The organism is Amycolatopsis speibonae (genome assembly GCF_042647925.1).
GTDB classification, from domain to species: domain Bacteria; phylum Actinomycetota; class Actinomycetes; order Mycobacteriales; family Pseudonocardiaceae; genus Amycolatopsis; species Amycolatopsis speibonae.
The window spans coordinates 39,652-65,221 of sequence record NZ_JBHRWK010000058.1 but is presented as its reverse complement, the minus strand read 5'-3'; the positions used below and the strand labels follow the sequence as shown (position 1 = coordinate 65,221).

The 25,570-nt window shown below is 69.1% G+C and carries 26 protein-coding genes; 11 read left to right on the top strand and 15 right to left on the bottom strand.

What is annotated here, in order from left to right; translation table 11 throughout:
* Positions 1–13: 13 nt before the first annotated feature.
* The gene (locus tag ACFOSH_RS31105; protein WP_378242938.1) at positions 14–325 is read right to left on the bottom strand and encodes an iron-sulfur cluster biosynthesis protein; all 312 of its coding nucleotides are present in this window, start codon (positions 323–325) and stop codon (positions 14–16) included.
* Between the two features lie 81 nt (positions 326–406).
* Positions 407–622: a hypothetical protein gene (locus tag ACFOSH_RS31100; RefSeq protein WP_449224197.1), complete on the bottom strand. Its 216-nt coding sequence runs from the start codon at positions 620–622 to the stop codon at positions 407–409.
* A gap of 170 nt (positions 623–792) precedes the next feature.
* On the opposite strand from ACFOSH_RS31100, the gene ACFOSH_RS31095 reads away from it, so the two are divergent.
* From ACFOSH_RS31095 to shbA, 4 genes are all read left to right on the top strand, one after another.
* Positions 793–1,248, top strand: a complete 456-nt coding sequence (locus tag ACFOSH_RS31095; protein ID WP_378242936.1) for a GtrA family protein — start codon at positions 793–795, stop codon at positions 1,246–1,248.
* A gap of 10 nt (positions 1,249–1,258) precedes the next feature.
* The gene (locus tag ACFOSH_RS31090; RefSeq protein ID WP_378242934.1) at positions 1,259–1,609 is read left to right on the top strand and encodes a YidH family protein; all 351 of its coding nucleotides are present in this window, start codon (positions 1,259–1,261) and stop codon (positions 1,607–1,609) included.
* A complete protein-coding gene (locus tag ACFOSH_RS31085; protein ID WP_378242933.1) occupies positions 1,606–1,908 on the top strand; it encodes a DUF202 domain-containing protein in 303 nt (100 codons plus the stop codon). The genes ACFOSH_RS31090 and ACFOSH_RS31085 overlap by 4 nt, the downstream gene beginning before the upstream one ends.
* 250 nt (positions 1,909–2,158) lie before the next feature.
* Positions 2,159–2,815 (top strand): RNA polymerase sigma factor ShbA, encoded by a 657-nt coding sequence (gene shbA / locus ACFOSH_RS31080; RefSeq protein ID WP_378242931.1) that lies wholly within the window; start codon positions 2,159–2,161, stop codon positions 2,813–2,815.
* Between the two features lie 134 nt (positions 2,816–2,949).
* On the opposite strand, the gene ACFOSH_RS31075 is transcribed toward shbA, so the two are convergent.
* Genes ACFOSH_RS31075 through ACFOSH_RS31065 form a run of 3 tightly spaced genes read right to left on the bottom strand, consistent with a single transcriptional unit; the run spans position 2,950 to position 5,041 of the window.
* Positions 2,950–3,774: an amidohydrolase family protein gene (locus ACFOSH_RS31075; RefSeq protein WP_378242929.1), complete on the bottom strand. Its 825-nt coding sequence runs from the start codon at positions 3,772–3,774 to the stop codon at positions 2,950–2,952.
* Entirely contained in the window at positions 3,771–4,742 is a 972-nt protein-coding gene (locus tag ACFOSH_RS31070; protein WP_378242928.1) for an aldo/keto reductase, read from the bottom strand. The genes ACFOSH_RS31075 and ACFOSH_RS31070 overlap by 4 nt, the downstream gene beginning before the upstream one ends.
* Entirely contained in the window at positions 4,739–5,041 is a 303-nt protein-coding gene (locus ACFOSH_RS31065) for an L-rhamnose mutarotase (protein ID WP_378243032.1), read from the bottom strand. Before ACFOSH_RS31065 ends, ACFOSH_RS31070 begins: the two co-directional genes overlap by 4 nt.
* 106 nt (positions 5,042–5,147) lie before the next feature.
* Here ACFOSH_RS31065 and ACFOSH_RS31060 point away from each other — a divergent pair, with 106 nt between their 5' ends.
* Positions 5,148–5,858: a FadR/GntR family transcriptional regulator gene (locus ACFOSH_RS31060; RefSeq protein ID WP_378242926.1), complete on the top strand. Its 711-nt coding sequence runs from the start codon at positions 5,148–5,150 to the stop codon at positions 5,856–5,858.
* A gap of 83 nt (positions 5,859–5,941) precedes the next feature.
* On the opposite strand, the gene ACFOSH_RS31055 is transcribed toward ACFOSH_RS31060, so the two are convergent.
* The 6 genes from ACFOSH_RS31055 to ACFOSH_RS31030 are packed head-to-tail and all read right to left on the bottom strand — an operon-like array spanning position 5,942 to position 12,469.
* Entirely contained in the window at positions 5,942–6,958 is a 1,017-nt protein-coding gene (locus ACFOSH_RS31055; protein ID WP_378242924.1) for an ABC transporter permease, read from the bottom strand.
* On the bottom strand, positions 6,955–8,475 hold the full coding sequence (locus ACFOSH_RS31050; RefSeq protein ID WP_378242922.1) for a sugar ABC transporter ATP-binding protein: 1,521 nt from the start codon (positions 8,473–8,475) through the stop codon (positions 6,955–6,957). The genes ACFOSH_RS31055 and ACFOSH_RS31050 overlap by 4 nt, the downstream gene beginning before the upstream one ends.
* Complete coding sequence (locus tag ACFOSH_RS31045) at positions 8,472–9,515, bottom strand: sugar ABC transporter substrate-binding protein (protein ID WP_378242920.1); 1,044 nt, start codon at positions 9,513–9,515, stop codon at positions 8,472–8,474. The genes ACFOSH_RS31050 and ACFOSH_RS31045 overlap by 4 nt, the downstream gene beginning before the upstream one ends.
* 38 nt (positions 9,516–9,553) lie before the next feature.
* Positions 9,554–10,312, bottom strand: coding sequence for an SDR family NAD(P)-dependent oxidoreductase (locus ACFOSH_RS31040; RefSeq protein ID WP_378242918.1), 759 nt, complete (start codon positions 10,310–10,312; stop codon positions 9,554–9,556).
* Positions 10,305–11,609 carry an enolase C-terminal domain-like protein gene (locus ACFOSH_RS31035; RefSeq protein WP_378242916.1) on the bottom strand — a complete coding sequence of 435 codons (1,305 nt, stop codon included), beginning with the start codon at positions 11,607–11,609 and terminating at the stop codon, positions 10,305–10,307. The genes ACFOSH_RS31040 and ACFOSH_RS31035 overlap by 8 nt, the downstream gene beginning before the upstream one ends.
* The gene (locus ACFOSH_RS31030) at positions 11,609–12,469 is read right to left on the bottom strand and encodes a fumarylacetoacetate hydrolase family protein (RefSeq protein ID WP_378242914.1); all 861 of its coding nucleotides are present in this window, start codon (positions 12,467–12,469) and stop codon (positions 11,609–11,611) included. Before ACFOSH_RS31030 ends, ACFOSH_RS31035 begins: the two co-directional genes overlap by 1 nt.
* 230 nt (positions 12,470–12,699) lie before the next feature.
* Between ACFOSH_RS31030 and ACFOSH_RS31025 the strand changes: the two genes are divergently transcribed.
* Positions 12,700–13,947 carry a Bcr/CflA family multidrug efflux MFS transporter gene (locus ACFOSH_RS31025; protein WP_378242912.1) on the top strand — a complete coding sequence of 416 codons (1,248 nt, stop codon included), beginning with the start codon at positions 12,700–12,702 and terminating at the stop codon, positions 13,945–13,947.
* A 74-nt stretch (positions 13,948–14,021) separates the two neighbouring features.
* Here ACFOSH_RS31025 and ACFOSH_RS31020 read toward each other — a convergent pair whose 3' ends face one another.
* The gene (locus ACFOSH_RS31020; RefSeq protein ID WP_378242910.1) at positions 14,022–15,245 is read right to left on the bottom strand and encodes an NAD(P)/FAD-dependent oxidoreductase; all 1,224 of its coding nucleotides are present in this window, start codon (positions 15,243–15,245) and stop codon (positions 14,022–14,024) included.
* 195 nt (positions 15,246–15,440) lie between these two features.
* Here ACFOSH_RS31020 and ACFOSH_RS31015 point away from each other — a divergent pair, with 195 nt between their 5' ends.
* The 3 genes from ACFOSH_RS31015 to ACFOSH_RS31005 all read left to right on the top strand — a co-directional run bounded on the left by ACFOSH_RS31015 (position 15,441) and on the right by ACFOSH_RS31005 (position 19,614).
* The gene (locus ACFOSH_RS31015) at positions 15,441–15,659 is read left to right on the top strand and encodes a hypothetical protein (RefSeq protein ID WP_039922712.1); all 219 of its coding nucleotides are present in this window, start codon (positions 15,441–15,443) and stop codon (positions 15,657–15,659) included.
* A 58-nt stretch (positions 15,660–15,717) separates the two neighbouring features.
* On the top strand, positions 15,718–17,691 hold the full coding sequence (locus ACFOSH_RS31010) for an SDR family oxidoreductase (protein ID WP_378242908.1): 1,974 nt from the start codon (positions 15,718–15,720) through the stop codon (positions 17,689–17,691).
* A 114-nt stretch (positions 17,692–17,805) separates the two neighbouring features.
* The gene (locus ACFOSH_RS31005; RefSeq protein ID WP_378242906.1) at positions 17,806–19,614 is read left to right on the top strand and encodes a hypothetical protein; all 1,809 of its coding nucleotides are present in this window, start codon (positions 17,806–17,808) and stop codon (positions 19,612–19,614) included.
* Positions 19,615–19,618: 4 nt separating this feature from the next.
* On the opposite strand, the gene ACFOSH_RS31000 is transcribed toward ACFOSH_RS31005, so the two are convergent.
* On the bottom strand, positions 19,619–20,935 hold the full coding sequence (locus tag ACFOSH_RS31000; protein ID WP_378242904.1) for an aminotransferase-like domain-containing protein: 1,317 nt from the start codon (positions 20,933–20,935) through the stop codon (positions 19,619–19,621).
* 142 nt (positions 20,936–21,077) lie between these two features.
* Between ACFOSH_RS31000 and ACFOSH_RS30995 the strand changes: the two genes are divergently transcribed.
* Positions 21,078–21,905 (top strand): ABC transporter ATP-binding protein, encoded by an 828-nt coding sequence (locus tag ACFOSH_RS30995; protein WP_378242903.1) that lies wholly within the window; start codon positions 21,078–21,080, stop codon positions 21,903–21,905.
* Between the two features lie 75 nt (positions 21,906–21,980).
* Positions 21,981–22,637, top strand: a complete 657-nt coding sequence (locus tag ACFOSH_RS30990; protein WP_378242901.1) for an O-methyltransferase — start codon at positions 21,981–21,983, stop codon at positions 22,635–22,637.
* A gap of 175 nt (positions 22,638–22,812) precedes the next feature.
* On the opposite strand, the gene ACFOSH_RS30985 is transcribed toward ACFOSH_RS30990, so the two are convergent.
* Together ACFOSH_RS30985 and ACFOSH_RS30980 are read right to left on the bottom strand one after the other, a co-directional pair.
* Complete coding sequence (locus ACFOSH_RS30985) at positions 22,813–24,753, bottom strand: transglycosylase domain-containing protein (RefSeq protein ID WP_378242899.1); 1,941 nt, start codon at positions 24,751–24,753, stop codon at positions 22,813–22,815.
* A 71-nt stretch (positions 24,754–24,824) separates the two neighbouring features.
* Positions 24,825–25,535: a FadR/GntR family transcriptional regulator gene (locus ACFOSH_RS30980; RefSeq protein ID WP_378242897.1), complete on the bottom strand. Its 711-nt coding sequence runs from the start codon at positions 25,533–25,535 to the stop codon at positions 24,825–24,827.
* Positions 25,536–25,570: the final 35 nt, after the last annotated feature.

The window sequence follows — 25,570 nt, the reverse complement described above, 5'->3', positions numbered from 1 at the left end:
GAACCCGCCGGGCTCAGCTGCCAGGCTGGGGCTGAGCCTGCGGGAGTACGGCGAAGGCGACTTCACCGGTCTCGTCCTGCTGGACGTCGAGCACCTTGTCGTCGAGCAACGCGGCCGCTTCGGGCTCCAAGAACACCTTCGGGCCGCCGTCTGCGCCGAGTACCTTGTCGCCGCTTTCCGGCTCGGGCGTGACGGAAACCGCGAGCTGGGGACTGTCCCCCTGCTGGGAATGCATCGCGAACCGCAGTCCGCCTCCGTCTTGCCCGTTTTCCTGCCCGGTCAGTGCGGTGATCGCCTCGGCGGCGGCTTCGGTGACTGTCAGCATCTCTGCCCTTCCTTCGTCGCGGTCTTGCACTTGACCGACCACGCTAGGGGGTCCCGCCATGGCCTGCCGTCTGAGTGAAGATCATTTTTCGCCGACGTCCGGCTCCTCTTCGGCCAGCCTCATGGCGTGCGACTCCCCCTCGCGGATCTCCGCGGGCGTGGTCCCGAACCGGTCGGCCCCGCTCCAGTGCTCCGGTGGTTCGACACCTTCTTCGAGCGGGTCGACGCGGAGTTCGTCCTCGTCGAGCGCCTCGCTGGGACTCAACGTTTCCGGCTCTGCCGTCTCACGGTCGCTCATCGGCCGCTCCCTCCTCGTCGGGCGTTGTCCGGGGCGTGCTGTACTCGACCCGGTTCCCGTGGCGTACCCGGCGTCTTCGCAGGCCAAACGGCGACGCTGTCGCCGGGATCACACTTTCCCATCCAGTTCATTAGCTTCACAAGTTTGTGAAACGGGGTAGCGTCGTCGGTATGACCACCACCAGGTGGGCGCCAGGGCACCGGATCATCCGGCGCGCGCCGGAACGGCACCACGAACTCGGCCACCATGCCGCGTGGTACCTCGTCGCCGGTGTCGCCGCCACCGGCCTGCAGGCGGTGCTGTTCCTCGTCCTGCAGCCGACCCTCGGCCCCCAGCCCGCCAATCTGGTCGCGCTCGCGGTCACGACCGTCGGGAACACCGAGTTCCACCGCCGGGTCACCTTCGCCACCCGGAAGAGTCATGCGGGCAAGCGGCACTTCCAGGATCTGGTGACGTTCGCCTTCTACGCGGTGTACGGCTCGATCGTGCTCGCGTCCCTCGACGCGGTGATCACCGAGCCGACCGCGCTGGAACAGACCGGCGCCCTGCTCGCGGCCAGCGTCGTGGGCGGCATCGCGCGCTTCGCGGTTCTTCGCTGGTGGGTCTTCGCGCGCCGCAAGGCTTAATGTTCGTGGCGTGGCAGAGATCAACGGACCGCACGACGACGGTTCGGAACCCGATTACCGATTCACCCTCGCCAACGAACGGACCTTCCTCGCCTGGCTCCGGACGGCGCTGGGCCTGCTCGCCGGCGGCGTCGCCGTCCATCAGCTGGTCCCCGGCCCGACCGCGCTGAGCACCGTTCTCGCCGGCCTGTGCGTCGTACTTGCCGCCGTGCTCGCGGCGAGCGCGTACCCGCGCTGGCGGCAGGTGCAGACGGCGATGCGCGCGGGGCGGCCGCTGCCGAAGAGCGGGATGCCGATCCTGCTGACCGCCGGGATCCTCGCGATCACCCTGACGGCCGCGGCCTTGGTCGTCTTCTCGTGAGTTCGGCCGATCACGGAGCGCAAGCGGAACGGACCGGGCTGGCCTGGCGCCGGACGACGCTCGCGGCTACCGCCTGCACACTTCTGCTCCTGCACGCCGCCGCCCGGCGAGGCTGGGGGACGGCGGTCGTCCCGGTCGCGTTCGCGGGCGCCATGGTGATCACCTTGGTCGCCATCGGTTCGTTCCGTGAACGAGCACTGCGCGGGCCCGAAACCCCGAAACCCCTTAACCCGATCCTTGCTGTCACAACGGCAGCACTCGTCGTAGCGACCGCGGTCGCCTTGGTCGCGGTACGCTAGGTGCCGCGCACATGCTGCGATCGCCACGGCCCTTTTCGCGACGCAGAGTCTCGGTTGTATTAAGCCGACTCCGTCTAATGGGCTATCTCTAGTTGAAATCTTTACTGCCGTCCGATCGGCGCCTACGATTACGCTGCGTCGCAACGGCGGTAGGTGGATCTGATCTTACGGAGCACCTGCCGCCCTCAATCGTTACGGAGTGTTGGCCCCTCGACAGCGACAGTCGCAGGGTCGGCCGGGGAGGACGACCATGCAAGCAACTTCAAGCGCGTCCAGAACCGTCACCCCCGATGCGGTCCCCGGATACACGACTCCGGAGAACCTGCCTCGACCGGGCGGACGGCTGACGAAAGAGGACCTCGATCCTCTCGTCAAGGACGCGGGCGACGGGAATCCCGCCGCGATCCAGTCACTGCTGCGGATGATCGGCCCCGTCGTGGTCCGGTACTGCCGCGCCAGAATGGGTGGCCGCGATCTGTCCTACCTGTCGGCGGACGACGTCGCGCAGGAAGTGTGCATGGCGGTGCTCAAGGCACTGCCGGGCTATCAGGATCGCGGCGGCTCGTTCCTGTATCTCGTGCACGCGATCGCCGCCAACAAGGTCGCCGACGCCTACCGCTCGGTCTCCCGTGACCGGTCGGAACCGGTACCGGAACTGCCGGAACGGCCCATCGGCGACAACGAACCCGAAACGCACGCCCTGCACCTGGACCTCGGTGCCCGGCTCAACCGTCTGCTCTCCACCCTGCCGCGAGTACAGCAGGAGATCCTCGCCCTCCGCATCGCCGTCGGCCTTTCCGCCGCCGAGACCGCCGAGGCGCTGGGCATCTCCGCCGGCAACGTGCGTGTGACGCAGCACCGCGCACTGGCCCGCTTGCGGACGATGGTCAAGCAGGACGAGTTCTGATCTTGTTTCCCCCTGCCGCAGGTCGTTGATCGGCGGCTCTCAGGCGCCCGGACCCCGCGCCGCCCACTTTCTTCCTCGAACCGGCTTCGTGCCGGTTCTTTGTCATGTCTCGAGCACGCGAGACCCGTCTCTGATCACGAGAGGCGGTAAGCGCGCCTCGCGGTGCCGTCGAAGAACTCCAGCCGCTCGGCGTCGCTCAACGAGCCCGTCAGCGAGAACGCCGTGTCCACGACGACCTCGTACGCGGCCGCGAGTTCGCAGACCGGCCAGTCCGAGCCGAACATCAGCCGCGAAGCACCGAAGGACTCCAGGACGTGCTCCGCCCAGCGCGCCAGCTGCCCGACCTTCCACCGCGCCCAGTCCGCTTCGGTCACCAGCCCCGAGAGCTTGCAGTACACGTTGCCCAGCTCGCCCAAGGCCGCGACACCGTCCGCCCACGGCTGCCAGTCTCCCGAGGAGATCGGCGGCTTCGCGGCGTGGTCGAGCACGAAAACCTGATCCGGCAACGCTTTCGCCGCGGCGAGTGCCGCGGGAAGCTGGGGCGGCTTCACCAGCAGGTCGTACGCCAGTCCTGCCTCGCCGAGAGCGGCGAGACCGCGCAGGACGTCGGGCCGCGTCAGCCACGACGGGTCCGGCTCGTTCTCCACCTGATGCCGGATTCCCACCAGCGGACCGGAAAACGCGGCCACGCGCTCGGCGACGTCGGGGGCGGTGAGGTCGGTCCAGCCGACCACGCCCACGATCAGCGCTTCGGCCTGAGCGGCGGCGAGGAACTCGCGCGTCTCCTCCTCCGACGAGACCGTCTGCACCAGCACGGTCCCCTTCACCCCGGCCGTTTTGGTCACCGTGCGGAGATCGTCCACTGTGTACGGACGGCGGATCGGTTCCAGCGCCGTGCCCGACATCCACGGGTAGTCCCGCCGCGACGGGTCCCAAAGATGGTGGTGCGCGTCGATCACGGCCGGTCCTCCTGTCGCAGCACGGTGTCCTCACGCAACAGTCCCGCACGGATCAGGTCCGTCCACAACTCGCGCGGCACCGGCCGCCGGAACCGTTCGGCGTTGAGCCGGACCTGGCCGGGATCGTGCGCGCCGACGACGACGGACACCACGGCCGGATGCGCGGCGGGCAGGCCTAGAGCGGCCTGCGGGAGTTCGACACCGTGCCGCTCGCAGACCTCGGCGATCCGCTGGGCCCGCTCGACCAGTTCGGCCGGAGCCTCGGCGTAGTCGTACATCGTGCCCGGCGACGCGGTGGCGAGGATCCCGGCGTTGAACGCGCCGCCCACCACCACGTCCACCCCGCGTTCCGTGCACAGCGGGAGAAGATCGTCGAGGGCGGGCTGATCGAGCAGGGTGTACCGGCCCGCCAGCAGGATCACGTCGAGATCGAAGCGGCGGACGAATTCCGAGAGCATCGGCGCCTGGTTCATCCCGGCCCCGATGGCGTCGACGACACCCTGGTCCCGCAGTTCGAGCAGCGCGGGGAACGCGCCGTCGACGGTGTCCTCGAAGTGTTCGTCCGGGTCGTGCACGTAGACGACGTCCACCCGGTCGAGCCCGAGGCGGTCCAGGCTGTCCTCAAGCGACCGGAGGATCCCGTCGCGGCTGAAGTCCCAGCGGCGTTTGTAGGCGGCGGGAACGACGAACCCCTGGGAGTCGGTGCGCGACGCGCCGCCGGGATCGGGTTCCAGCACCCGGCCGACCTTCGTCGACACCACGAAGTCCGCGCGGGGATACGCCGAAAGCGCCGCGCCCAGCCGTCTTTCCGACAGCCCGAGACCGTAGTGCGGGGCGGTGTCGAAGTACCGGATGCCTTCGTCCCACGCCTGCCGGACGGTCCCTTCGGCCGTCTCGTCGGCGATGGCGTGGTACAGGTTGCCCAGCTGCGCGCAGCCGAGCCCCAGTGGGGACAGGGAGATCTTCACGGAAGCTCCCAAACCAGGCCGAGACCCGAATCGCCGCCCGAGTAGTCGTCTTCGACGTCGAGCAGTTCCGACATCCGCGCCTGCCACGGAATGTTGGCCGGATGCTCGCGCAGGACCTCGCGCATCTTCGCGTAGTCCTCCACCTCCACCACGTGGAACAGATCGAGACCGTCACGCCAGATCCGCCACGAACGCACGCCCGCACCGCGCAGGGCTTCGTCCAGGTCAGGCGGGATGACGGCGTGGACCGACTCGTATTCGGCCTCCTTGCCCGGCTTCAGCCGGGTGTGGAGTGCCACTCTTTGTAGTGCGACACCGTGGGTCACCGCGCCTCCTCAACTCGAAACATGGCACTCTGTCAACTGACACTCAAACATCCGAGGTCTTCGGGGAGGGCGGTGGAACATGCCGGTCACCGATGTCGCGATCGACAAGATCAAGGACATGATCATCTCCGGCGAGCTTGCTCCTGGCGACAGGCTGCCGAAAGAGGCCGAACTGGCCCAGCGGCTCGGCCTGTCCCGCAGCTCGCTGCGCGAAGCGGTGAAGGCGTTGTGCCTGATCCGCGTGCTCGACGTCCGCCAGGGCGACGGAACGTACGTCACCAGCCTCGAACCGAATCTCCTCCTCGACGCGATGACGTTCGTGGTGGACTTCCACCGCGACGACACCGTGCTGGACTTCCTCGCCGTCCGCCGGATCCTCGAACCGGCGGCGACGGCGATGGCCGCGATGCACATGGGCGACGAGGACATCGCGGAACTAGGCCGCCTGCTCGACGAACTCGCCGACTCGCCGACGGTGGAGGCGCTGGTCGCGAACGACCTGCAGTTCCACCGCAAGATCGCGGACGGTTCCGGCAATCCGGTGCTGTGCTCGCTGCTGGACAGCCTGTCCGGCCCCACCGCGCGCGCCCGCATCTGGCGCGGGCTCACCCAGGAGGGCGCGGTCGCGAAGACCCGCGAGCAGCACACGGCGATCTACGAGGCCATCGCCGCCCGCGAACCCGAACTCGCGCGTTCCTGGGCCACCGTGCACGTGGCGGGGGTGGAGCAGTGGCTCCGCAACGCCCTCGGCACGGCGGACGATCCCACCGCCGCCGCGGAACTTTCCTGACACCGCACTCCTCCATGGATGCTCCGTGAAGGCCTCCTTCCCTACCCTCAAGGTAGTGAAGGAGGCCTTCACGGACTTTCGGACTAAGTTTGGGCTTTCCCGCTCGCGTAGCGGGAAATGATCAGCGCGACCAGGATGATCACGCCGTAGATCGCCTTGAGCCACTCGGGCGGCACCTGCGCGACCTGCAGCAGGTTGGTGACCGTCTGCAGGAGCAGGACTCCGGTGAGTGCCCCGACCAGCGTGCCCTTTCCACCGTCCAGGGAGACACCGCCGATCACCGCAGCGGCGAACACCTGCAGGATCAGCCCGTCGCCCTGATCCGCGCCCAGCGCGCCGACGTAACCCGTGTACGCGAGCCCGCCGAGCGCGGCCAGCACCCCGGCCACGACGAAGACGCCCCACGAGATCCGGTCGACGCGGATACCGGCGGCCCGCGCGGCTTCGGAGTTCCCGCCGATGGCGTACAGCGAGCGGCCGATCCGGTGATACCGCAGCCCCAGGCCGAAAGCGGTGAACAGCGCCGCGGCCAGCCACACCGACATCGGGAGCCCGACGAAGGTCGTCGTCGCCAGCGCGGTGAACACGTCCAACTGGTCGAAGAGCGTCTTCCCCTGCGTGGACCCGATCTGCGTGCCGCGCAGCACCGTCAGCATCGCCAGCGTGACGATGAAGGCGTTCAGCTTCAGCTTGATGATCAGGAACCCGTTCACGAACCCGATCGCGGCACCGGCCACCAGCACGGCCAGGACGCCCGCGAAGCCGGGGATCTCGGTGCCGAAGCCCGAGGACGCCACCGGGATGACGAGCATCGCGCCGAGCGCGGGCGCCATGCCCATGGTCGATTCCAGCGACAGGTCGAATTTCCCGGTCAGGAGCACGAGCGATTCGCCCAGCACCACCATCGACAGCGCCGCCGAGGCGGACAGGATGCCGACGATGCTGCCGAAGGTCAGGAACGTGTCACTGATCAGTCCTCCGATGATCAGCACCACCACGAGCGCCGGCACCAGGGCGAGTTCGCGCAGCCAGCGGAACTTCCGGCGGCGCGGCGGGGCCGCGAACGACGAAGTCTTCGGATCGGTCATCAACTCGGTCACCGCTCGACTCCTTCGATGTCGGCCACGAGGTCGCCGTCGGACCAGCCTGCCCGGTGTTCGGCGACCACGGCGCCGGCGCGCAGCACCAGTACCCGGTCGCTCAGCCGAAGATCGTCCAGCTCGTCGCTGACGATCAGGACCGCCTTGCCCTCGGCCCGCACCCGGTCGACGACCGCGAGCAGCGCCTCCTTCGATTTCACGTCCACGCCCGCCGTCGGATTGATCAGCACGACCAGCCGCGGCTCCCCTGCCAGCGCGCGGGCAAGGACGACCTTCTGCTGGTTACCCCCGGAAAGGTCGGACACCGGCTGGTCGGCGTCGGCCGCGACGATGTCGTAGTCCGTCAGCGCCTTGGCGGCCCGCCCGTAGCGCGCACCCGGCGACGCGAGGCCGCCCTTGCCCATGCGATCCAAAATGGACAGTGTGGCGTTGTCCGCGATCGAGTGTTCGAGCACGAGTCCTTCGTGATGTCGATCTCTCGGCACACAGCCGATCCCGGCGCGGATCGCGGCCGGGATGTCACCGCGCTTCAGCGGCTTCCCGTCCATCCGGATCGTGCCGGCGATCGGCGAACGCAGTCCGTACACGGTTTCGGCGACCTGGTGCTTGCCGCTGGCGTTGCTGCCCGCGAGCCCGATCACCTCGCCGCGGTGGATCCGGAACGTCACGTCCTCGAAGCCGTCACCGGAAAGCCCGTCGACGGTCAGCACCTCGTCGGCGTCCGGCGCGAGCGCCTCACGCGTCGAGGCGTCGCGGACGGAAAGCCCGCCCTCCTCACCGGTCATCGCGTCGATCAGCTCGGCGCGGCCCACTTCCGAGACCGGCGCGGTCAGGATGTGCTTGGCGTCGCGCAGCACGGTGACCGCCTGGCACACCTCGTACACCTCGTGGAGGTGATGCGAGATGAACAGGAACGTCACCCCGTTCGCCTGCAGCTGGCGCATCCGGTCGAAAAGCCGCTCGATCGCCTGGCTGTCCAGTTGCGCCGTCGGCTCGTCGAGCACGATGAACCGGGCGCCGTAGGAGAGTGCCCTGGCGATCTCGACGAACTGCCTGTCCTCGACCGAAAGCTCGCCCGCCGGGGTGTCGACGTCGACACCCACGTCCCAGGAGTCGAGCAGTTCCCTGGCCTGGCGGCGCAACCGCTGCCAGCCGATCGCGAACCCCTTGCCGGACTGGCGGTTGAGGAACAGGTTCTCCGCGACGGTCAGCTGCGGGACGACCATCGCGTGCTGGTAGACACAGGCGACGGCGCGTTTCCAGTCGTCCTGTTTGGACAGGGGAGGGGCGGGGACGCCGCCGAACTCGACCGATCCGGTATCCGTTTTGGACAGTCCGGTGAGGATCGAGACCAGCGTCGACTTCCCCGCGCCGTTGCGCCCGACGAGCGCGTGCGACTCGCCGGGGTTGACGGTGATGCTGACGTCGGACAGCGCTACGGTCGGGCCGTAGCGTTTACCGACGCCCTGTGCGCTGACCACCGGCACGGCGGCGGACCCGGCGGGCAGCGCGCTCACAGGTTGTTCCCCCACAAGGCCTTGTCGTCCACGTTGTCCCTGGTGACGACAGGCGCCGGAAGCTGGTCTTCGAGGATGCCCGGCCGGACCTCGACGATCGTGCTGCCGTGGTCGGTCGGCCCGGCCTTGAAGGTCTCCCCCGCCATCGCCTTCTTGACCCAGTACATGCCGTACTTGGCGTAGTCGTCGGCGGGCTGGGAGACGGTCGCGTCGAGTTCGCCCGCGCGGATCGCGGCCAGTTCCTGCGGGATCCCGTCGTTGCTGACCAGCACGACGTGCTTCGGGTCGCCGACCGGGAAGTAGAGGTTCTTGCGTTTGAGCGCCTGCTGCGTGGGCGCCAGGTAGACGCCGCCCGCCTGCATGTACACGGCCTTGATGTCCGGGTTGGCGGTCAGCAGACTGTCCAAACCGGACGAAGCCTTGTCCGCCTTCCATTCGGCGGCGACCTCCAGCACCTGCACGCCCGGGAACTTCGCCTTCATGCATTCCCGGAACGCTTCGGACCGGTCGCGGCCGTTGACCGAGGCGAGATCGCCCATGACCTGCACGACCTTGCCCGACGTGACCTTCGCGCCGATCGCCTCGCAGGCCTTGGTGCCGTACGCCTTGTTGTCCGCGCGCACCACCATCGCGACCTTGCCGCTCTCGGGCGCGACGTCGACAGCCACGACCGGGACACCCTTGTTCTCCGCGGCCTTGAGACCCGCCACGACGGCCGCGGAGTCCAGCGGCGTCACGACAAGACCCTTGACGCCCTGGTTGAGCAGGGTGTTGACGTCGGTGATCTGCTTCGCCGAGTCGCTGTCCGCGTTGACCGTCGGCAGCGCGTCGACGCCCTGTTCCTTCGCCTTCAGCGGTACGTAGTTGTTGTAGGCCTGCCAGAACGGCGAGGTCAGCAACGGGATCGTCGCGCCGACCTTGCCGCCCTGCGCTCCACCGGCACCCGGTTTCGGAACGTTGTCCTTCGTGGACCCACAGGCCGACAGGGCCAGCCCGAGCGCGGTGGCCGCGGCGGCCACCTTGATCACCCTCGTACGCACCGCATCCTCCTTGATGACAGCCGGAACCGGGTAGGGAGCTACTGCTGGACCGGGCCGCGCGGGCGCAGCCCGTACATACCGCCGTCGACGGCGAGCGCCGTGCCGGTGGTCGAAGCCGAAAGCGGACTGGCGAGATACACGATGGCGTTCGCGACCTCGTCCGCGGTCACCAGCCTGCCCATCGGCTGGCGGGCGGCCAGCGCGGCTCGCTCGGCCTCCGGGTCGCCGGCGGAGTCGAGGAGCCTGCCGACCCACGGGGTGTCCGCGGTGCCGGGGCAGACGCAGTTGACCCGGATCCGGTCGGCGAGGTGATCGGTCGCCATCGCCAGGGTCAGCGAGAGCACCGCGCCCTTGCTGGCCGAGTACAGCGCACGGTTGGGCAGGCCCGCCCACGCGGCGATCGAACAGGTGTTGACGATCGCGGCCGACGGCGAGTTCTTCAGATGCGGCAACGCGGCCCGCGCGAGCCGCACCATGCCGACGACGTTGATGTCGAGCACCCGATGCCATTCGTCGTCGCTGTTGGAGGCGACGTCGCCCTGGGCACCGATGCCCGCGTTGTTGACCAGGACGTCGAGCCTGCCGAAACGCTCGGCGACCGCGTCGATCGCCGAACGGACCTCGTCGTCGGAACCGACGTCGCAGCGGAACCCGGTGAGCCCTTCGGCGAGGTCGTCCGGTTTCAGGTCGAGCACCGCGACCGTCGCCCCGCGCGAGGCGAGCAGATCCGCGGTCGCCCTGCCGATGCCGGAGGCACCGCCGGTGACGGCGGCGACGAGGCCTTCGAACTCACTCACTGTCGATCTCCGTCCATTCTGGACCGTCGGGGAAGGTGAACCGGCGCAGGGTCGCGTCGTGCATCCGTGCCGAGAAGCCCGGCGCGGAGGGCGCCAGGTAGCGGCCGTCGGTCACGACCGCCGGGTCGGTGAAGTGCTCGTGGAGGTGGTCGACCCACTCGATGGACCTGTCGACGTCCGAGCCGGACACGGCCGCGAAGTCGAACATCGACAGGTGCCGCACGAGTTCGCACAGCCCGACCCCGCCGGCGTGCGGGCACACCGGGACGTCGAATTTGGCCGCCAGCAACAGGATCGCCAGGTTCTCGTTGAACCCGCCGACCCGGGCGGCGTCCAGCTGCAGCACCGAGATCGCGCCCGCCTGCAGCAGTTGCTTGAACACCACGCGGTTCTGGACGTGCTCACCGGTGGCCACGCGGATCGGGGCGAGCGCCTTGGCGATCGCGGCGTGCCCGAGCACGTCGTCCGGCGAGGTGGGTTCCTCGATCCAGTACGGGTCGTACGGCGCCAACTCGGTCATCCAGGCGATCGCCGACGAGACGTCCCAGCGCTGGTTCGCGTCCACGGCGACCCGGATGTCCGCGCCGACGGTCTCGCGGGCGATCTTCATCCGGCGGACGTCGTCTTCGAGATCACCGCCGACCTTGAGCTTGATCATCTCGAAGCCGTCCGCGACGGCCTGTTCGGCGAGCCGGGCGAGTTTCGCGTCCGAGTAGCCGAGCCAGCCGGGGGAAGTGCTGTACGCGCGGTATCCGTCGCGCTCGATCTCGGCGATCCGCTCGGCGCGGCCGGGCTCGGCGGCGCGGAGGATGTCGAGCGCCTCCTGCTCGGTCAGCGCGTCGGACAGGTAGCGGAAGTCGACGAGGGAGACGAGGTCCTCGGGCGACATCTCGGCGGCGAAGCGCCAGACAGGGAGCCCGGCGATGCGCGCGGCGAGGTCCCACGCGGCGTTGACCACCGCGCCGATCGCCATATGCGAGACGCCCTTTTCCGGGCCGAGCCACCGCAGTTGCGAGTCGCCGACCAGTGCCCTCGACAGTGCGCCGAGCGCGGCCGCGTCGGTCGGCACGCCCAGGCCGACGACGTGCGGTTCCAGCGCGCGGATCGCCGCGGCCTGGACGTCGTTGCCGCGGCCGATGGTGAAGGCGAGGCCGTAGCCGTCCGGGCCGCCGTCGGTGTGCAGCACGACGTACGCGGCCGAGTAGTCCGGGTCCGGGTTCATGGCGTCCGAACCGTCCAGCTCCCGCGACGTGGGGAAGCGGACGTCGAGCACCTCGATGCCCACGATCTTCGCCATCACGCCTGCCTGACGGTCTGGCGCTGGCGGCCGAGGCCGTCGATCTCGAGCTCGATGACGTCACCTTCCCGCAGATACGGCTTGGGATCGGGCTGACCGAGCGCGACGCCCTGCGGGGTACCGGTGTTGATGAGATCGCCAGGGCGAAGCACCATGAACCGACTCAGATAATGCACGATCTCGGCGACCGTGAAAATCATGTCCTTGGTCGACGAGTCCTGTTTCTTCTCGCCGTTGACCCACAGCCGCAGGCCGAGGTCCTGCGGATCGGGCACCTCGTCGGCGGTGACCAGCCATGGGCCGAGCGGGTTGAAGTTCTCGCACGACTTGCCCTTGTCCCAGGTGCCGCCGCGTTCGAGCTGGAACTCGCGCTCGGACACGTCGTTCGAGACGGTGTACCCGGCGACGTACTCAAGGGCTTCTTCGGCGCTTTCGAGGTAGCGCGCGGTCTTGCCGATGACGACGCCGAGCTCGACCTCCCAGTCGGTCTTGGTCGAGTCACGCGGCACGAGCACGTCGTCTTCCGGGCCGACGACGACATCGGCGGCCTTCATGAAGACGACCGGCTCGGTCGGGACTTCGGCGCCGGACTCCTCGGCGTGCTGCCGGTAGTTGAGGCCGACGCAGACGACCTTGCCGGGCCGCGCGATCGGCGAGCCGACCCTGGCCCCGGCGAATTCGGGACCGGCTTCGGGCAGCTCACCGGCGGCCAGCGCGGCCGCGACCCTGGCGACCCCGTCGCTCGCGAAGAAGCTGCCATCGATGTCGGCGGTCAGCCCCGAGAGGTCGCGCACCGTGCCGTCCCCGGCACGTACGAACGGACGCTCACTTCCCGGCTCCCCGAGTCGCAACAGCTGCACGGATTTTCCCTTCCGGCCGAACCGTCAACAATCAACGGCTCCAACAGCAACGAACAGACATCCGATGTATACCCGACGACCTCCGGCAAGATCTAGGGGTCGCCGGGATTTGTGTCGAAAATTGATCGGATCAGTCTTGCGAAGTCCGGGTGGCGAGACTCACAGCGGGAATAGTTACCTACTCTAAGCAAGTTGTTCCTCGCGGAACCGTGTCTGGGGAAGGAAAGAGCATGACCATCGCGCCCGAGCGAGTGGAAGAAACCGTCGCGCAACGACCGCCCATGACCGGACGCGCCCGGTTCGTCCTGATCCTCGGCGGCCTGTCCGCCTTCGGGCCCCTGTCCATCGACATGTACCTGCCCGCGCTGCCGCAGATGGCGGGCGAACTGCACGCGGCGGACGCCACCGTCCAGCTCACGCTCAGCGCGTTCATCATCGGGCTCGCCCTCGGCCAGCTGATCCTCGGACCGCTGTCCGACGCGATCGGCCGCCGCAAACCGCTCGTCGCCGGGCTCGCCCTCTACATGGTCGGCTCGATCCTGTGCGCCGTCGCCCCGACCGCCGAACTGCTCATCGCCGCCCGCGGGGTCCAGGCCTTCGGCGCCGCGGCCGGCATCGTGATCGCCAGGGCGACCGTGCGCGACTTCTACTCCGGCACGGCGATGACGAAGTTCTTCTCGCTGCTGATGCTGGTCAACGGGCTCGCCCCGATCCTGGCGCCGATCATCGGCGGCCAGATCCTGAACTGGACCTCGTGGCGCGGCGTGTTCGTCTGCCTGACCGTGTTCGGCGCGATCCTGCTCGCCGTCGTCTTCTTCCTGCTGCCGGAACCCCTGCCCGAGGAACGCCGCACGCCGGCGCGCTTCGGTTCCGTGATGCGGAAGTACGCGAGCCTGCTCCGCGATCGCCCTTTCCTCGGCTACGCGCTGGCCTCCGGGCTCATGTTCGGCAGTCTGTTCGCGTACATCTCCGGCTCGTCCTTCGCGCTGCAGGGTGTCTACGGGCTCAGCCCGCAGGCGTACAGCCTGGTGTTCGGGCTCAACGGCATCGGCATCGTGCTCGTCGGCCAGCTGAACGGACGCATCGTCGGACGTTTCCCGGAGCGGACGCTCCTGACCGTCGGCCTCGTCATCGCCGGGGTGGCCGGGTTCGGCGTGCTCGCCGCGACCGTGCTGGACCTCGGCCTGATCGGGCTGCTGATCCCGCTGTTCATCCTGGTGTCGAGCATCGGCATGGTGGCGCCGAACGCGAGTTCGCTGGCGCTCGCCGAACAGGCGCGGTCCGCCGGTTCGGCGTCGGCGCTGCTGGGCGTGCTGCAGTTCGTCGTCGGCGGGCTGGCGACGCCGCTGGTCGGGCTGGGCGGTCCGGGTACGGCGGTCCCGATGGGGATCGTGATGGCGGCCTTCGGCGTGCTCGCGCTGCTGGCCTTCGGGACCCTGACGCGGCCTTCGGCGGCTTTGATCGCTCAGGCGGCTTGAGGGCTCCACAAGCGCAATGAAGGGGCCTTTCATAGCAAAATTTGCTATGAAAGGCCCCTTCATTGCATCTTGAGTCACCCCAGCGACTTGAGATCAGCCGTCTCCAACTGCTCCGCGGTCACGGTCGCGCGACCGTCGACAAGGGCCTTCAACGCGTCCCCGTCATCCCACTGGTTGACGTTCATCGCGGCCGTCACCTGCCCGTCCCGCGTCCAGAACGCCGTGAAATCCCGCGCCGCGAGGTCCCCGCGCACCACCAGCTGATCGGTTTCGGGATCGGCGAGGCCACGGTATTCGCAGCCGAGGTCGTACTGGTCCGAGAAGAAATACGGACTCTTCAGGTACGGCTCGTTCTCCCCGAGCAGGTTCCCCGCGACGTGCTCGCCCTGCCACTTCGCGTTCGACCAGTGCTCGACGCGGACGCGTTTCCCGTAGCGGGGATGGAAATGCGCGGCGATGTCGCCGATCGCGTAGACGTCGGGCGCGGCCGTCCGCAGACCGGCGTCGGCGCAGACACCGCCGTCGTCGGACAGTTCCAGCCCGGCGGCGTGCGCGAGATCGATCCGCGGGGCGGCGCCCACGGCGACCAGCACGACGTCCGCGGGAAGCTCGTCACCGCTCTGGAGACGAACGCCGGTCACCCCGTCGGATCCGCCGGTGAACCCCGCGACACCTTCACCCAGCCGCCAGTTCACCCCGTGCGCGGTGTGGAGGTCCTTGAAGACGTCGGACACCTGCTCGCCCAGTACCGCGAGCAGCGGCGAGCCGACCTGGTCGACCACCGTCACCTCGGCGCCGTGTTCCCGCGCGGCTGCCGCGGCTTCGGTGCCGATCCAGCCCGCGCCGACGATCACCACCTGTTCGGCGTCCTTGAACGCCGAACGCAGCGCCAGCGCGTCGTCGAGGGTGCGCAGGGTCCGCAGTCCGGGGAGGTCGCCGCCGGGCACTGGCAACGAGCGCGGCTCGGAGCCGGTCGCGAGCACGAGCCGGTCGAAGCGATGCTCACCGCCCGCGTCGTCGTGCACGAGCCGCGATCCGAGTTCGATCTTGGTCGCGGTGACACCGCTCAAGAAAGCGATGTCCTTCTCTTCGTAGAAGCCCGCGTCGTGTACCCAATCGGGTTCATCGGTATTGCCCATCAGGAGCCCTTTGGACAACGGCGGTAATTCGTACGGGCGATGCGTATCGGTACCGAGCAGCAGGATCTCGCCCGCGTAGCCACGTTCTCGCAGCGTCCCGGCGGCCGTCGCTCCGGCCAGGCCGGCCCCGACGATGACGATCTTCCTGGGTTCGGACACCAAGACCTCCCAAGCAGGCTTTCCCTCGGACGCTACTCCGGTTCCCCCACGTCCGGCCTAGCGAAACCGGAAGTCGATCACGATAAGCAGGATCGGTTAACCCATCAGTAGGAATGTGGGGTAACCCGCGTCACGGCCCCGAAACCACCTCGTCCCAGCCACGAACGAGAAAGGGAGATCATGGGATACGGGAGGATGAGGACGTTGGCACCGCGGGACGAATGGTCGGTCGGCTGCCGGGATCTCGCGGGCAGGCGCCGGGACGTGACGGTGTTCGTGAGCAGCGACAAGATCGTGCTCGTGGCTCCGCCCGGCGAGGCCGCCGTACTCGGGCCGCTGGACGTGGGGCGCCTGCGCGCCGCGCTCCGCGACGCCGTGGTCGCGGTGGCCGAACATCCGGATCACAGTGAATGACAACTACCGTTCCTACTTCTGAGTAGGTAGAGTCGGCCCCGTTCGGAAGGAGCCGGCCATGACCACCTACTTTGTGACGGGCGCGACGGGTTTTCTGGGAAAACGCCTGGTCGCACACCTACTGCGGCGACCTGAGACCGTAGCCGTCCATGTTCTCGTGAGGGAGACCTCGCGCGGGAAGCTCCCGAGCCACGAGAAGCTCGTTCCCGTCACCGGCGATCTGACCGAACCCTCGCTGGGCATCGACCCCGCCCGTCTGGGGCACCTCGACCACGTCGTGCACCTCGGCGCGATCTACGACCTCACCGCCGACGAAGCGGCCAACCGCGCGGCCAACGTCGACGGCACCCGCAACGTCCTGGAATTCGCCGCCGCCGCGAACGCCGGGCTCTTGCACCACGTCTCCTCGATCGCGGTGGCCGGGCAGTACGCCGGACGGTTCACCGAGGCCGACTTCGACCTCGGCCAGGGCTTCGCGTCGCCGTATCACGCGACGAAGTTCGAGGCGGAGAAACTCGTGCGACGGCACGGGAAAACGCCGTTCCGCGTGTACCGGCCGTCCGCCGTCGCCGGCGATTCGCGCACCGGCGAGATGGACAAGATCGACGGCCCGTACTACTTCCTCCCCGCGATCTCGCGGCTCTCCGCGCTGCCACGCCGTCTCCCGCTGGCCGCGCCGGATCTCGGCGCCACGAACATCGTCCCGGTCGACTACGTCGTCGAGGCGATGGAACACCTCATGCACATCGACGCGCCCAGTGGCAGCACGTACCACCTCGCGTCGCCGCGCCCCCAGCCGCTGCACGAGGTCTACAACGCCTTCGCGCGGGCCGCGAACGCGCCGAAGATCTCCGCCGTCCTTCCCGCACGACCGTCCGGAGCGCTGAAGCGCGCCGGCACCCGGCTGGCGAAATCCGCGGCCGCCGGATTCGACCGGGTCCCGGGCGGGCGTTCGGCCCGCGAGGCGGTGCTGACGGAACTCGGCATCCCGCTCGAAGTCCTGCCCCATCTGAGCCTGGAGGTCGACTTCGACACGAGCGCGACCACGGCCGCCCTCGACGGCAGCGGGATCACCTTGCCGCCGTTGAAGGAGTACGCCGGTCCGCTCTACCGGTACTGGCTCGCGCACCTGGACCCCGATCGCGGCCGCCGCCGTCCGGGGCCGGAACCGCTCGACGGCCGCAAGGTGCTGATCACCGGCGCCTCGTCGGGCATCGGGCGCGCGTCCGCGCTCGCCGTCGCCGCGAAGGGCGGCGAAGTGATCCTCGTGGCCAGGCGCGCCGACGACCTCGAAGAGGTTCGTGAGCAGATCGTCGCGGCGGGCGGGAAGGCGTCGGCGTATCCGTGCGACCTCACCGACGGCGACGCCGTCGATGCTCTGGTCAAGGACGTGCTCGCCGCGCACGGCGCCGTCGACATGCTGGTCAACAACGCCGGCCGCTCGATCCGGCGCTCGCTTTCGCTGTCCACCGAACGGTTCCACGACTTCGAGCGCACGATGGCGATCAACTACTTCGGTCCCGTGCGGCTGACGCTGGGCCTGCTGCCGTCGATGACCGCGCGCGGGTTCGGCCACATCGTCAACGTGACCACCCAAGGACTGCAGACCGACACACCGCGGTTTTCCGCGTACCTGGCATCGAAGGCGGCGCTGGAGGAGTTCGGGCTGACCGCCGGCCGGGAAACGCTTTCCGACGGCGTCACCTTCACCTCGGTCCGCATGCCGCTGGTGCGCACCGACATGATCACGCCCACCGGCTCCTACCGCGGCATGCCGTCGAGTTCCCCCGAGCGCGCCGCCGCTCTCGTGGTGAAAGCCCTGGAGAAACGACCGGAGATCCTGAACCTGCCCGAAGGCACGGCCGCCGAGTTGGTGACGCTCGTCGCACCGAAGACAGCGCGGTTCTTCGCCCATCTCGTCTACCGCGCGATGCCGGAGTCCGCTCCGGAATCCCGTGGCCTGCCCCGGAAGGCTCCGCTCGCGTCGGTGGCGGGCGCGGTCACCAGGCTGGTCTGGCGCCGTCGTCCCTGACATCCCTGCCGCCGGGCTCGATCGGGGGACGCCCCCGGCCGCTACCATCGGTTTCCGATACGCCGGGGGGTCGGCGGGCACGGGCCGAGGCAGTGACGAGCGGGAAGGGGCAGTGTGGACGTCGCCAGTCCCCCGGTTTCGACCGGACCGGACGTGGCAGTGGTACGTCCGTCCCGGACAGTGCTGCGGCTTTCGCTGCACGCGGCCTGGGTGCTCGCGCTCGCCTTCGCCACCGAATTCCGGGTGGGGCGCTTCGGTTTCCACCCGTCGGATCAGGGCTTCATCCTCGCCCAGGCGTGGCGGGTGCTGCACGGTGAGGTCCCGCACTCCGACATCATCTCCGCGCGGCCACTGGGTTCGGCGTACCTGCACATCGTCGACTTCGTCCTGCCGGGGCCGCTGTTCTTCGTCTCCAGCGTGCTCAGCATGCTGGAGATCATCCTGGCGACCATCGCGTTCGCCGTCCTGGTCACCCGTCGCCGGGTCCGCGACTGGGGCCCGGGGCTCACCGGGCTGACGGCGGCCGCGTCGCTGCTGAACCTCAACGCCTTCCCGCTGATGGCGTGGCACACGATCGACGGGATCTTCCTGACCGCCTGCGGCTTCTGGGCGCTGGATTCCGGGCTGCGCGAAGGCAAGGCGTGGCCGCGACGGCTCGGCCTGGCGCTGCTGGGCGCCGCGGTGTTCGTCAAGCAGAGTTTCGCGCCGGTCCCGGTGATCGCGCTGTGCTGGTTGCTGCTGCACCCTTCGCTGCGGGAGGGCGCGTTCCGCGCCGGCCGCTGGTGGGGACGCCTGGCCTGGGATCTGCTGGCGCTGGGCGCTTTCCTGCTCCTCTACATCGGACTCGTCACCTTCGACGGCGGGCTCGGCGCGATGGCCGAGCAGCTCACCGGCGGCCTTCCCGCGTACGGCCAACGACTTCTCGGTCTGTGGCTGGAAAATCCCGAGACCCTGTTGCGGCCACCGGTGCGGGGCTTGACCTTCTTCGCGATCGCGGGAGCGCTTGTCGCGCTGCTCGGGCGCTTCCGCGACCGCGCCGGATTCACCGGCGCGATCGTCGCGCGGCTATTGCTCCTGGCGGGCGTGGCGGTGGTGGTCGGCACCGTCGTCGACGGGCACTTCACCGGCGCGTCGCGCTGGGCGGACGTCCTCTGGTGGATCCTCGGTGTCGCGCTGCTGGTGAACTGGGCGGCGAAGCGGCGGTTCCCGCGAATGGGCGCGCTGGTCTTCGCGACCGGGTTCATGACCAGCCTGTCCTGGGGGAACGACACCCCGACACTGTTCACCGGGACGCTGGCGCTGACGGCGATCCTGGAGCTGTCGGACGCGCTGCCGCCGCTGCCCGAGCCGCCCCGCCCGGTCGGTCTGCTGGCCGCCACGGCGATGGGCCTGGTCGCGGTGCTGGTGTCGGGCTGGGCCGTGGTCGCGCACCACGACAAGGCCGCGTACTTGGACATGGCGCACGAGAAGCTGACCGGTGACCTCGGCACGGTGACGCCGTCGATGCGCGGGATCCGGACGAACCCGGGCACTTTCACCTACGTCTCCCAGATCCACGACTGCGTCACGCGATTCCCCGCGGGGCGGACGGCGGTCCTGCCCGACAACCCGTTCGCTTATCCCGCCTTCGGCCTGCGCAACCCCTTCCCGCTGGAATGGCCGCTGCCGCTGGAAATCGTCGCCGACGCCCCGCAGCGCATGCTCGCGACGGCCGACGACCTCAACCGCGACGGCGACTACCTCGTGCTGTTCCAGACGGTGAGCATGCCGACCCTGGCCAAGGGCGGGCCGGTGCCCGCCGAGGTCGCGGGCGACGCGCCGATCTTCGACTACCTCGGGCTGGAGAACGCGCTGCGGTCGCGGCTCACCGGGCAGACCGTCACCTGTGGCAGCTTCATCGGCAAGTGGATGCCCCGCCCCTGAGGAGTCAGTCGACGCCGGCGTCTTCGGGGCGCCCGGAAGCGAGACCGGCCAGGACGTCCAGGGCCGCACCGAGTGTCTCGAGAGGCGGCGAAGAGACCGCGAGCCGCACCGCGTTCGGGGCGTGCCCGGGGACGACGGCGAACGCGGCCGCCGGGGTGACCGCGATCCCGCGCCGCGCCGCCGCGGCGACGAAGGTTTCGGCGCGCCAGTGCTCAGGGAGTTCCCACCAGCAGTGGTACGCCGCCGGATCGGCGCGCAGCGTGAACCCCGCGAGGCGTGCCGCCGTTATCCGCTGGCGCTCGGCTGCGTCGAGCCGTTTCGCCCGTTCGACGGTTTCCAGTGTGCCGCCGGTGATCCAGCGGGTGGCGGCTTCGACGGCGAACCGGGGCGCTACCCAGCCACCCGAGCGCACCGCCGCGGCCAGCCGCTCCGTCCATTCCGCCGGGACGGCGAGGAATCCGGTGGTCAGCCCCGGGGCGAGCCGTTTGGACATGCTGTCGGTGAACACCGTGCGCTCCGGCGCGTACGTCGCGAAAGGAGCGATCTCGGGCCGGAGGAAAGTGTAGATCCCGTCTTCGATCACCGGGATGTCCATCCGGCGCACGGTTTCCGCCAGCTCGACGCGCCGGGCTTCGTCCATTGTGGACCCGAGCGGGTTGTGCAGCGTCGGCTGGACGTAGAGGGCGCGGACGGACGTGGCTTCGAGCGCCTCGGGAATGAGACCCCTGTCGTCGGTTTCGACGGGCACCAACTGGACGCCGAGCCGCCCGGCGAGCGCCTTGACCACCGGGTAGGTGATGGCCTCGACGGCGAGCCGCTCCCCCATCGGCACGAAGGCGGCGATGGCGGCCGCGATGGCTTCGCGACCGCTTCCGGCGAAGAGGATTTCCGGCGCCCAGCCGTCCTTCGCGAACAGTCCGGCGACAGCGTCCCTCGCCTGCTTCGAGCCTGTGACGCTCCCCGGCCGCAACGCCGCTGTCAGGACGTCGTCCCGCAGGAGCGGCTCCAATGCCTTCCCGACCAGCGCCGATTGCTCCGGGAGGACGGCGAAGTTGAGTTCGAGATCGACCGTCGCTCCGCCCGGCTCGGCGAGCGCGGTCTCCAGCGGCGGCCTCCCGGCGCGGACGAACGTGCCCCGGCCGACCTCGCCGACCACGACACCTCGCCGGACGAGCTCGCCGTAGACCCTGGCGGCGGTCGAGTTGGCGATCCCTCGTTCACGGGCGAACCGCCGCTGCGGAGGCAGTCTGTCGCCAGGACGAAGCCTGCCCGCCTCGACATCGGCGGAGATCTCGTCCGCGACTATCCGGTAGTCCTCCATGCCTCCCCTTCGATCGCACCGAGAACACACGCGGAATTGCACCGCGAGAGCGCACTGCGGATGATGCCATCCAAGGGCGATGTGAGCCGACTGCGACCTACGGAACACCACAACGGCGGACTACTAGGTTAGCCTAACCTGCGTGGAGACCGTGGAAACCCTCGCCGAGCAGCGCACGACGTCACGCCTGCACGCGGACGCCCTGACGCTCGCCTACGACGGCCGGACCGTGGCCGAAGACCTCGGGGTGGTCATCCCCGACCGGTCGTTCACCGTCATCGTCGGCCCGAACGCCTGTGGCAAGACGACCCTGCTGCGCGCGCTCGCGCGGATGCTCAAACCCCGCCAGGGCTCGGTGTTCCTCGACGGTCAGGTGATCAGCTCCTTCCCCGCCAAGGAGGTCGCCCGCAGGCTCGGCCTGCTGCCGCAGAGCTCGATCGCGCCCGACGGCATCACCGTCGCCGACCTCGTCGCGCGCGGCCGGTACCCGCACCAGCGCCTGCTGCGCCAGTGGTCCCGAGAGGACGCCACCGTGGTCACGGAGTCCATGCGCGCCACCGGCATCGACGACCTCGCCGAGCGGCTGGTCGACGAACTGTCGGGCGGCCAGCGGCAGCGCGTGTGGATGGCGATGGCACTCGCGCAGGAGACCGACCTCCTGCTGCTCGACGAGCCGACGACCTATCTGGACATCGCACACCAGATGGATATTCTGGACCTGTGCGCGCAGCTGCACCAGGAGCAGGGCCGGACGCTGGTCGCGGTGCTGCACGACCTCAACCACGCCGCCCGCTACGCGACGCACATGATCGCGATGCGGAATGGAGAGGTCCTGGCGACAGGCACGCCCGAAGACGTCGTGACCGCCGACAACGTCGAGAAGATCTTCGAACTGCCATGCCGGGTCATGCCGTGCCCCGAAACCGGGACCCCGCTGGTCATCCCGAAGGCCGGGCGCCGCGCCGCCTGAGGTTCGTCCGGACGACCGCCCCGACGGACGCACGCGTGTCCGGCCCACGGCGCTACGTTGACCTGGGGAGGTTCCATGACTCAAGAAATCTGGTCCGAAGTAGACGAGTACATCTTCGACGCGCTCATCCCGTCCGACCCGACCCTCGAAGCGGCTCTCGCCGCCTCGACCGAGGCGGGGATGCCCGCCATCGCCGTCGCCCCGAACCAGGGCAAGCTGCTTCACCTGCTGGCGAGGATGATCGGCGCCCGCTCGATCCTGGAGATCGGCACGCTCGGCGGCTACAGCACCATCTGGCTCGCCCGCGCCCTGCCGCCCGAAGGCCGTCTCGTGACGCTCGAGTACTACCCGAAATTCGCCGCTGTCGCGCGAAAGAGCATCGACGGCGCCGGCGTCGGCGACCTCGTCGACATCCGTATCGGGGAGGCGCTGGACCTGCTGCCCGGCGTCGAAGGCCCGATCGACCTGACGTTCATCGACGCGGACAGGGTCAACAACCCCGCCTACTTCCAGGAGGCGCTGCGGCTGGCCCGGCCGGGCGGGGTGATCGTGATCGACAACGTCGTCCGCGCCGGGAGGGTGGCCGACGCGTCGAGCACCGCCGACGAGATCGTGGGACTCCGGCGGATGCACGAACTGATCGCCGCCGAACCGCGGGTCGACGCGACCGCCCTGCAGACCGTCGGCATGAAGGGATACGACGGGCTTACCGTGGTCCTGGTGACTTCCTAGGGTGGTGGGTCGGGGTGGTCGCCTGCGGTACGTGAAGGCCTCCTTCACTACCTTCAGGGTAGGCAAGGGGCCCTTCACGGACCGGCCCTGCGAACAACCGCAGCCAGAACCCAGCAGGCCCCAACCTGAACGACCACCCGGCCCACACCGCAAGGCGCGAAGACCAGAGCACCCTTCATCGGCGCGGGCGGGCCGGTGCCGTGGTCCCGTCGGGTGCGGGCCACCGCGACGGCACTCCTTGGTGGAAGGCGTTCATGAAGCGCTGCCACATGTCGGCGGGGATCGTCTTGCCGGTCAGCTTCTGCCCCGCGGCGTCCCGCATCCGGCGCGGCTCGTCCGAGCCGACCCAGACCGCCGTCGAAAGCTGCGGCGTGTACCCGACGGCCCAGCCGCCGGCGTTGTCGTCGGTTTCGTTGTACTGGAAGGCACCGGTCTTCAGCGCCGCCGGGCGATCCTTCAGCCCGGTGGTCAGCACCTGGCTGATCGTGCCGGCGATCCGGCGGCTCAGCGCCTCGTCGCCCTTGAACGCGGGCGTCTTGTCCGCGGGCCGTTCCCATACGACTTCGCCCTTCTCGTCCCGGATCTTCGACACCAGATGCGGGGTGGCGCGCATTCCTTCGGCGGCGAAGGTCGCGTAGGCGCCGGCCATGTCGCTGGGCCGCAAGGGATACCGGCCGACCGCGATGCCAGGGCCGATCAGGAACCCGTCCTTCTCGCGCAGGGTCACCGCACCGTCGACGGTCTCGGGGATCCCTGCCGCACGGGCGCCCTCGCGGACCCCTTCCGCGCCGAGCTTCTTGGCCAGGTCGACGAACGGGCCCTGGGCGTCCCGCCCGATCGCTTCGCGCAACGTGCACTTGCCCTGCTCGCCGCACTGGCCCTGGAACGTGAACTTCTCGCCGAGGAAGTCGACCTGGCCGGGCGACTTCAGCGGTTCGTCCACGTTGACGCCGCGTTCGAGGCCCGCCGCGAGGGTGAACGGGGTGAAGACCGAGCCGGTGCCGTACGGGGTGCCGGCGTAGTCGTGCACGCTCCAGCCGCCGCCGTTGTAGGCGCGGATGGCGCCGGTCCCGGGTTCGACGGCGACCAGCGAGGCCCGGAAGTGCTCCGGCTGCCCCTGCAGCCGCTCCTTGACCACCTTCTCGGCTTCGGCCTGGGCACGCGGATCGATGGTCGTCTCGACCTTCATCGCGCCGCCGCGGAGACGGTCCAGCGGGTAGCCGACCTGTTCCAGTTCGGCGAGGACCTGCTGCTTGAGGTGGTACTTCTCGTAGGTGACCCGACCGGCGCGGGTCTCCGACGGCGCCTGGATCGCGTCCTCCGGATAGGTCTGGGTGACCGCTTCGGCCTGACTGACGTAGCCCCGCGTGACCAGTTTGTTCATCACGTAGGACCAGCGCTTCCTGGCGTGCTCGTGGGAGGAGGCGTACGGGTCGTGCACCGAGGGCGACTGGATCATGCCGGCGAGGAAGGCCGCCTCGCTCCAGGTCATCGAGTCGTCGAGCTTGCGGCCGAAGTAGGCGTTCATCGCCGACGCCGGACCGTAGGTGCCGCGGCCGAACGAGATGATGTTGATGTAGCTCTCGAAGATCTCCTTCTTGGTCTGCTGCTGGGTGATCTTCGTGGCCAGCACCAGTTCGGAGAACTTGCGCAGCAGGGTGGCGTCGTCGTCGCCGGTGGACTTCTTGATGTACTGCTGGGTGATCCCCGAGCCGCCGCCGACACCGGTCACCAGCGCGCGGCCGACTCCGGTGGGGTCGAAGCCCTCGTTCTCCCAGAAGGTCGGGTCCTCGGTCGCGATGATCGCGTCGCGCAGCTTCGAAGGGATGGCGTCGTAGGGCACGAACTGCCGGTCGCCGCCGGGCGGGATCACCTTGAGCAGTTCGGAACCGTCCGCGTTCTGCAGGATGACGGTCTTGTCGAGGTCGGCGAGCACCTCTTGCGGGCTGCGGACGTCGAGCAAGACGTAGGCGAGCCCGAACGCGACCACCGGGATGCCGATCAGGAGGCCGAGCGACCAGGCGGCGATCCGGCGCCACCTGCGTTTCTTCCCTTTCGGCTCAGGGGCTGCCGTGGTTTCCGACTCGGGTGCGGTCTCGTCATCCGGGTTCTCCACGCCAGGTAAGACGCCCGGACGAGTGAAAAGGTTGTGGAAAAATCACCGAATCGTGTTCTTGCCTCCGGGAGCTAGGCGAGGAAAGCGCGAAGCAGCGAAGCGGTGCCTTCGACGTGCTCCGCCATCACCTGGCGGGCCGCCTCGGAGTCGCCCGCGAGGATCGCGTCGACGATGGCCTCGTGCTGGGCGTTGGAGTGCTCCAGGTTCGGTTCGAGCAACGGGATCATGTCGAGCAGCTGGTTGACCCGCATCCGCGCGTCGGCCATCGCCGTGGTCAGCGAGCCGGACGCGGTGACCTCGGCGATCGCCAGATGCAGCCGCGAATCCTTGCGCCGGTAGTCACCGACGCTCGCCGCGGCGGCCTCGGCGAGCGTGCTGGTCAGATGCTGCCTGTCGGCCGGGCTGAGGGACCGCGACGCCGCCATCTCGGCGGCGCCGGTCTCCAGGACGTGCCGCAGGCCGAGCGCGTCCTCCAGGACGGCGTTGTCGACGTTCCGGCCGTCGGCGGCGGGCGGATCGGGCAGGATGTCGTTGACGAACGTGCCGCCGTAGCGGCCTCGCCGCGACTCGACGTAACCCGCGTCGGCCAGCGCGCGGATCGCCTCACGCAGCGTCACCCGGCTGACCCCGAGCCGCTCGGCGAGCTCGCGTTCGGAAGGCAGCCGCTCGCCCGCGCCCACCACGCCCAGCCGGATCGCCTGGAGCAGCCTTTCGACGGTCTCCTCGAAGGCGTTGCCCGCGCGCACCGGGCGGAACAGCGCGTCACCCGCTTTCGACTCCACCACCCGAGTTTAGGCCGCCCGCAATTCGGCACCTG

Coding starts and splice junctions, on each gene's coding strand:
- ACFOSH_RS30990 (WP_378242901.1), top strand. CDS start 21,981: ATGACTCAAGAAATCTGGTCCGAAGTAGACGAGTACATCTTCGACGCG.
- ACFOSH_RS31105 (WP_378242938.1), bottom strand. CDS start 325: ATGCTGACAGTCACCGAAGCCGCCGCCGAGGCGATCACCGCACTGACC.
- ACFOSH_RS31100 (WP_449224197.1), bottom strand. CDS start 622: ATGAGCGACCGTGAGACGGCAGAGCCGGAAACGTTGAGTCCCAGCGAG.
- ACFOSH_RS31060 (WP_378242926.1), top strand. CDS start 5,148: ATGCCGGTCACCGATGTCGCGATCGACAAGATCAAGGACATGATCATC.
- ACFOSH_RS31000 (WP_378242904.1), bottom strand. CDS start 20,935: ATGGAGGACTACCGGATAGTCGCGGACGAGATCTCCGCCGATGTCGAG.
- ACFOSH_RS31010 (WP_378242908.1), top strand. CDS start 15,718: ATGACCACCTACTTTGTGACGGGCGCGACGGGTTTTCTGGGAAAACGC.
- ACFOSH_RS31035 (WP_378242916.1), bottom strand. CDS start 11,609: ATGGCGAAGATCGTGGGCATCGAGGTGCTCGACGTCCGCTTCCCCACG.
- ACFOSH_RS31025 (WP_378242912.1), top strand. CDS start 12,700: ATGACCATCGCGCCCGAGCGAGTGGAAGAAACCGTCGCGCAACGACCG.
- shbA (WP_378242931.1), top strand. CDS start 2,159: ATGCAAGCAACTTCAAGCGCGTCCAGAACCGTCACCCCCGATGCGGTC.
- ACFOSH_RS31015 (WP_039922712.1), top strand. CDS start 15,441: ATGAGGACGTTGGCACCGCGGGACGAATGGTCGGTCGGCTGCCGGGAT.
- ACFOSH_RS31095 (WP_378242936.1), top strand. CDS start 793: ATGACCACCACCAGGTGGGCGCCAGGGCACCGGATCATCCGGCGCGCG.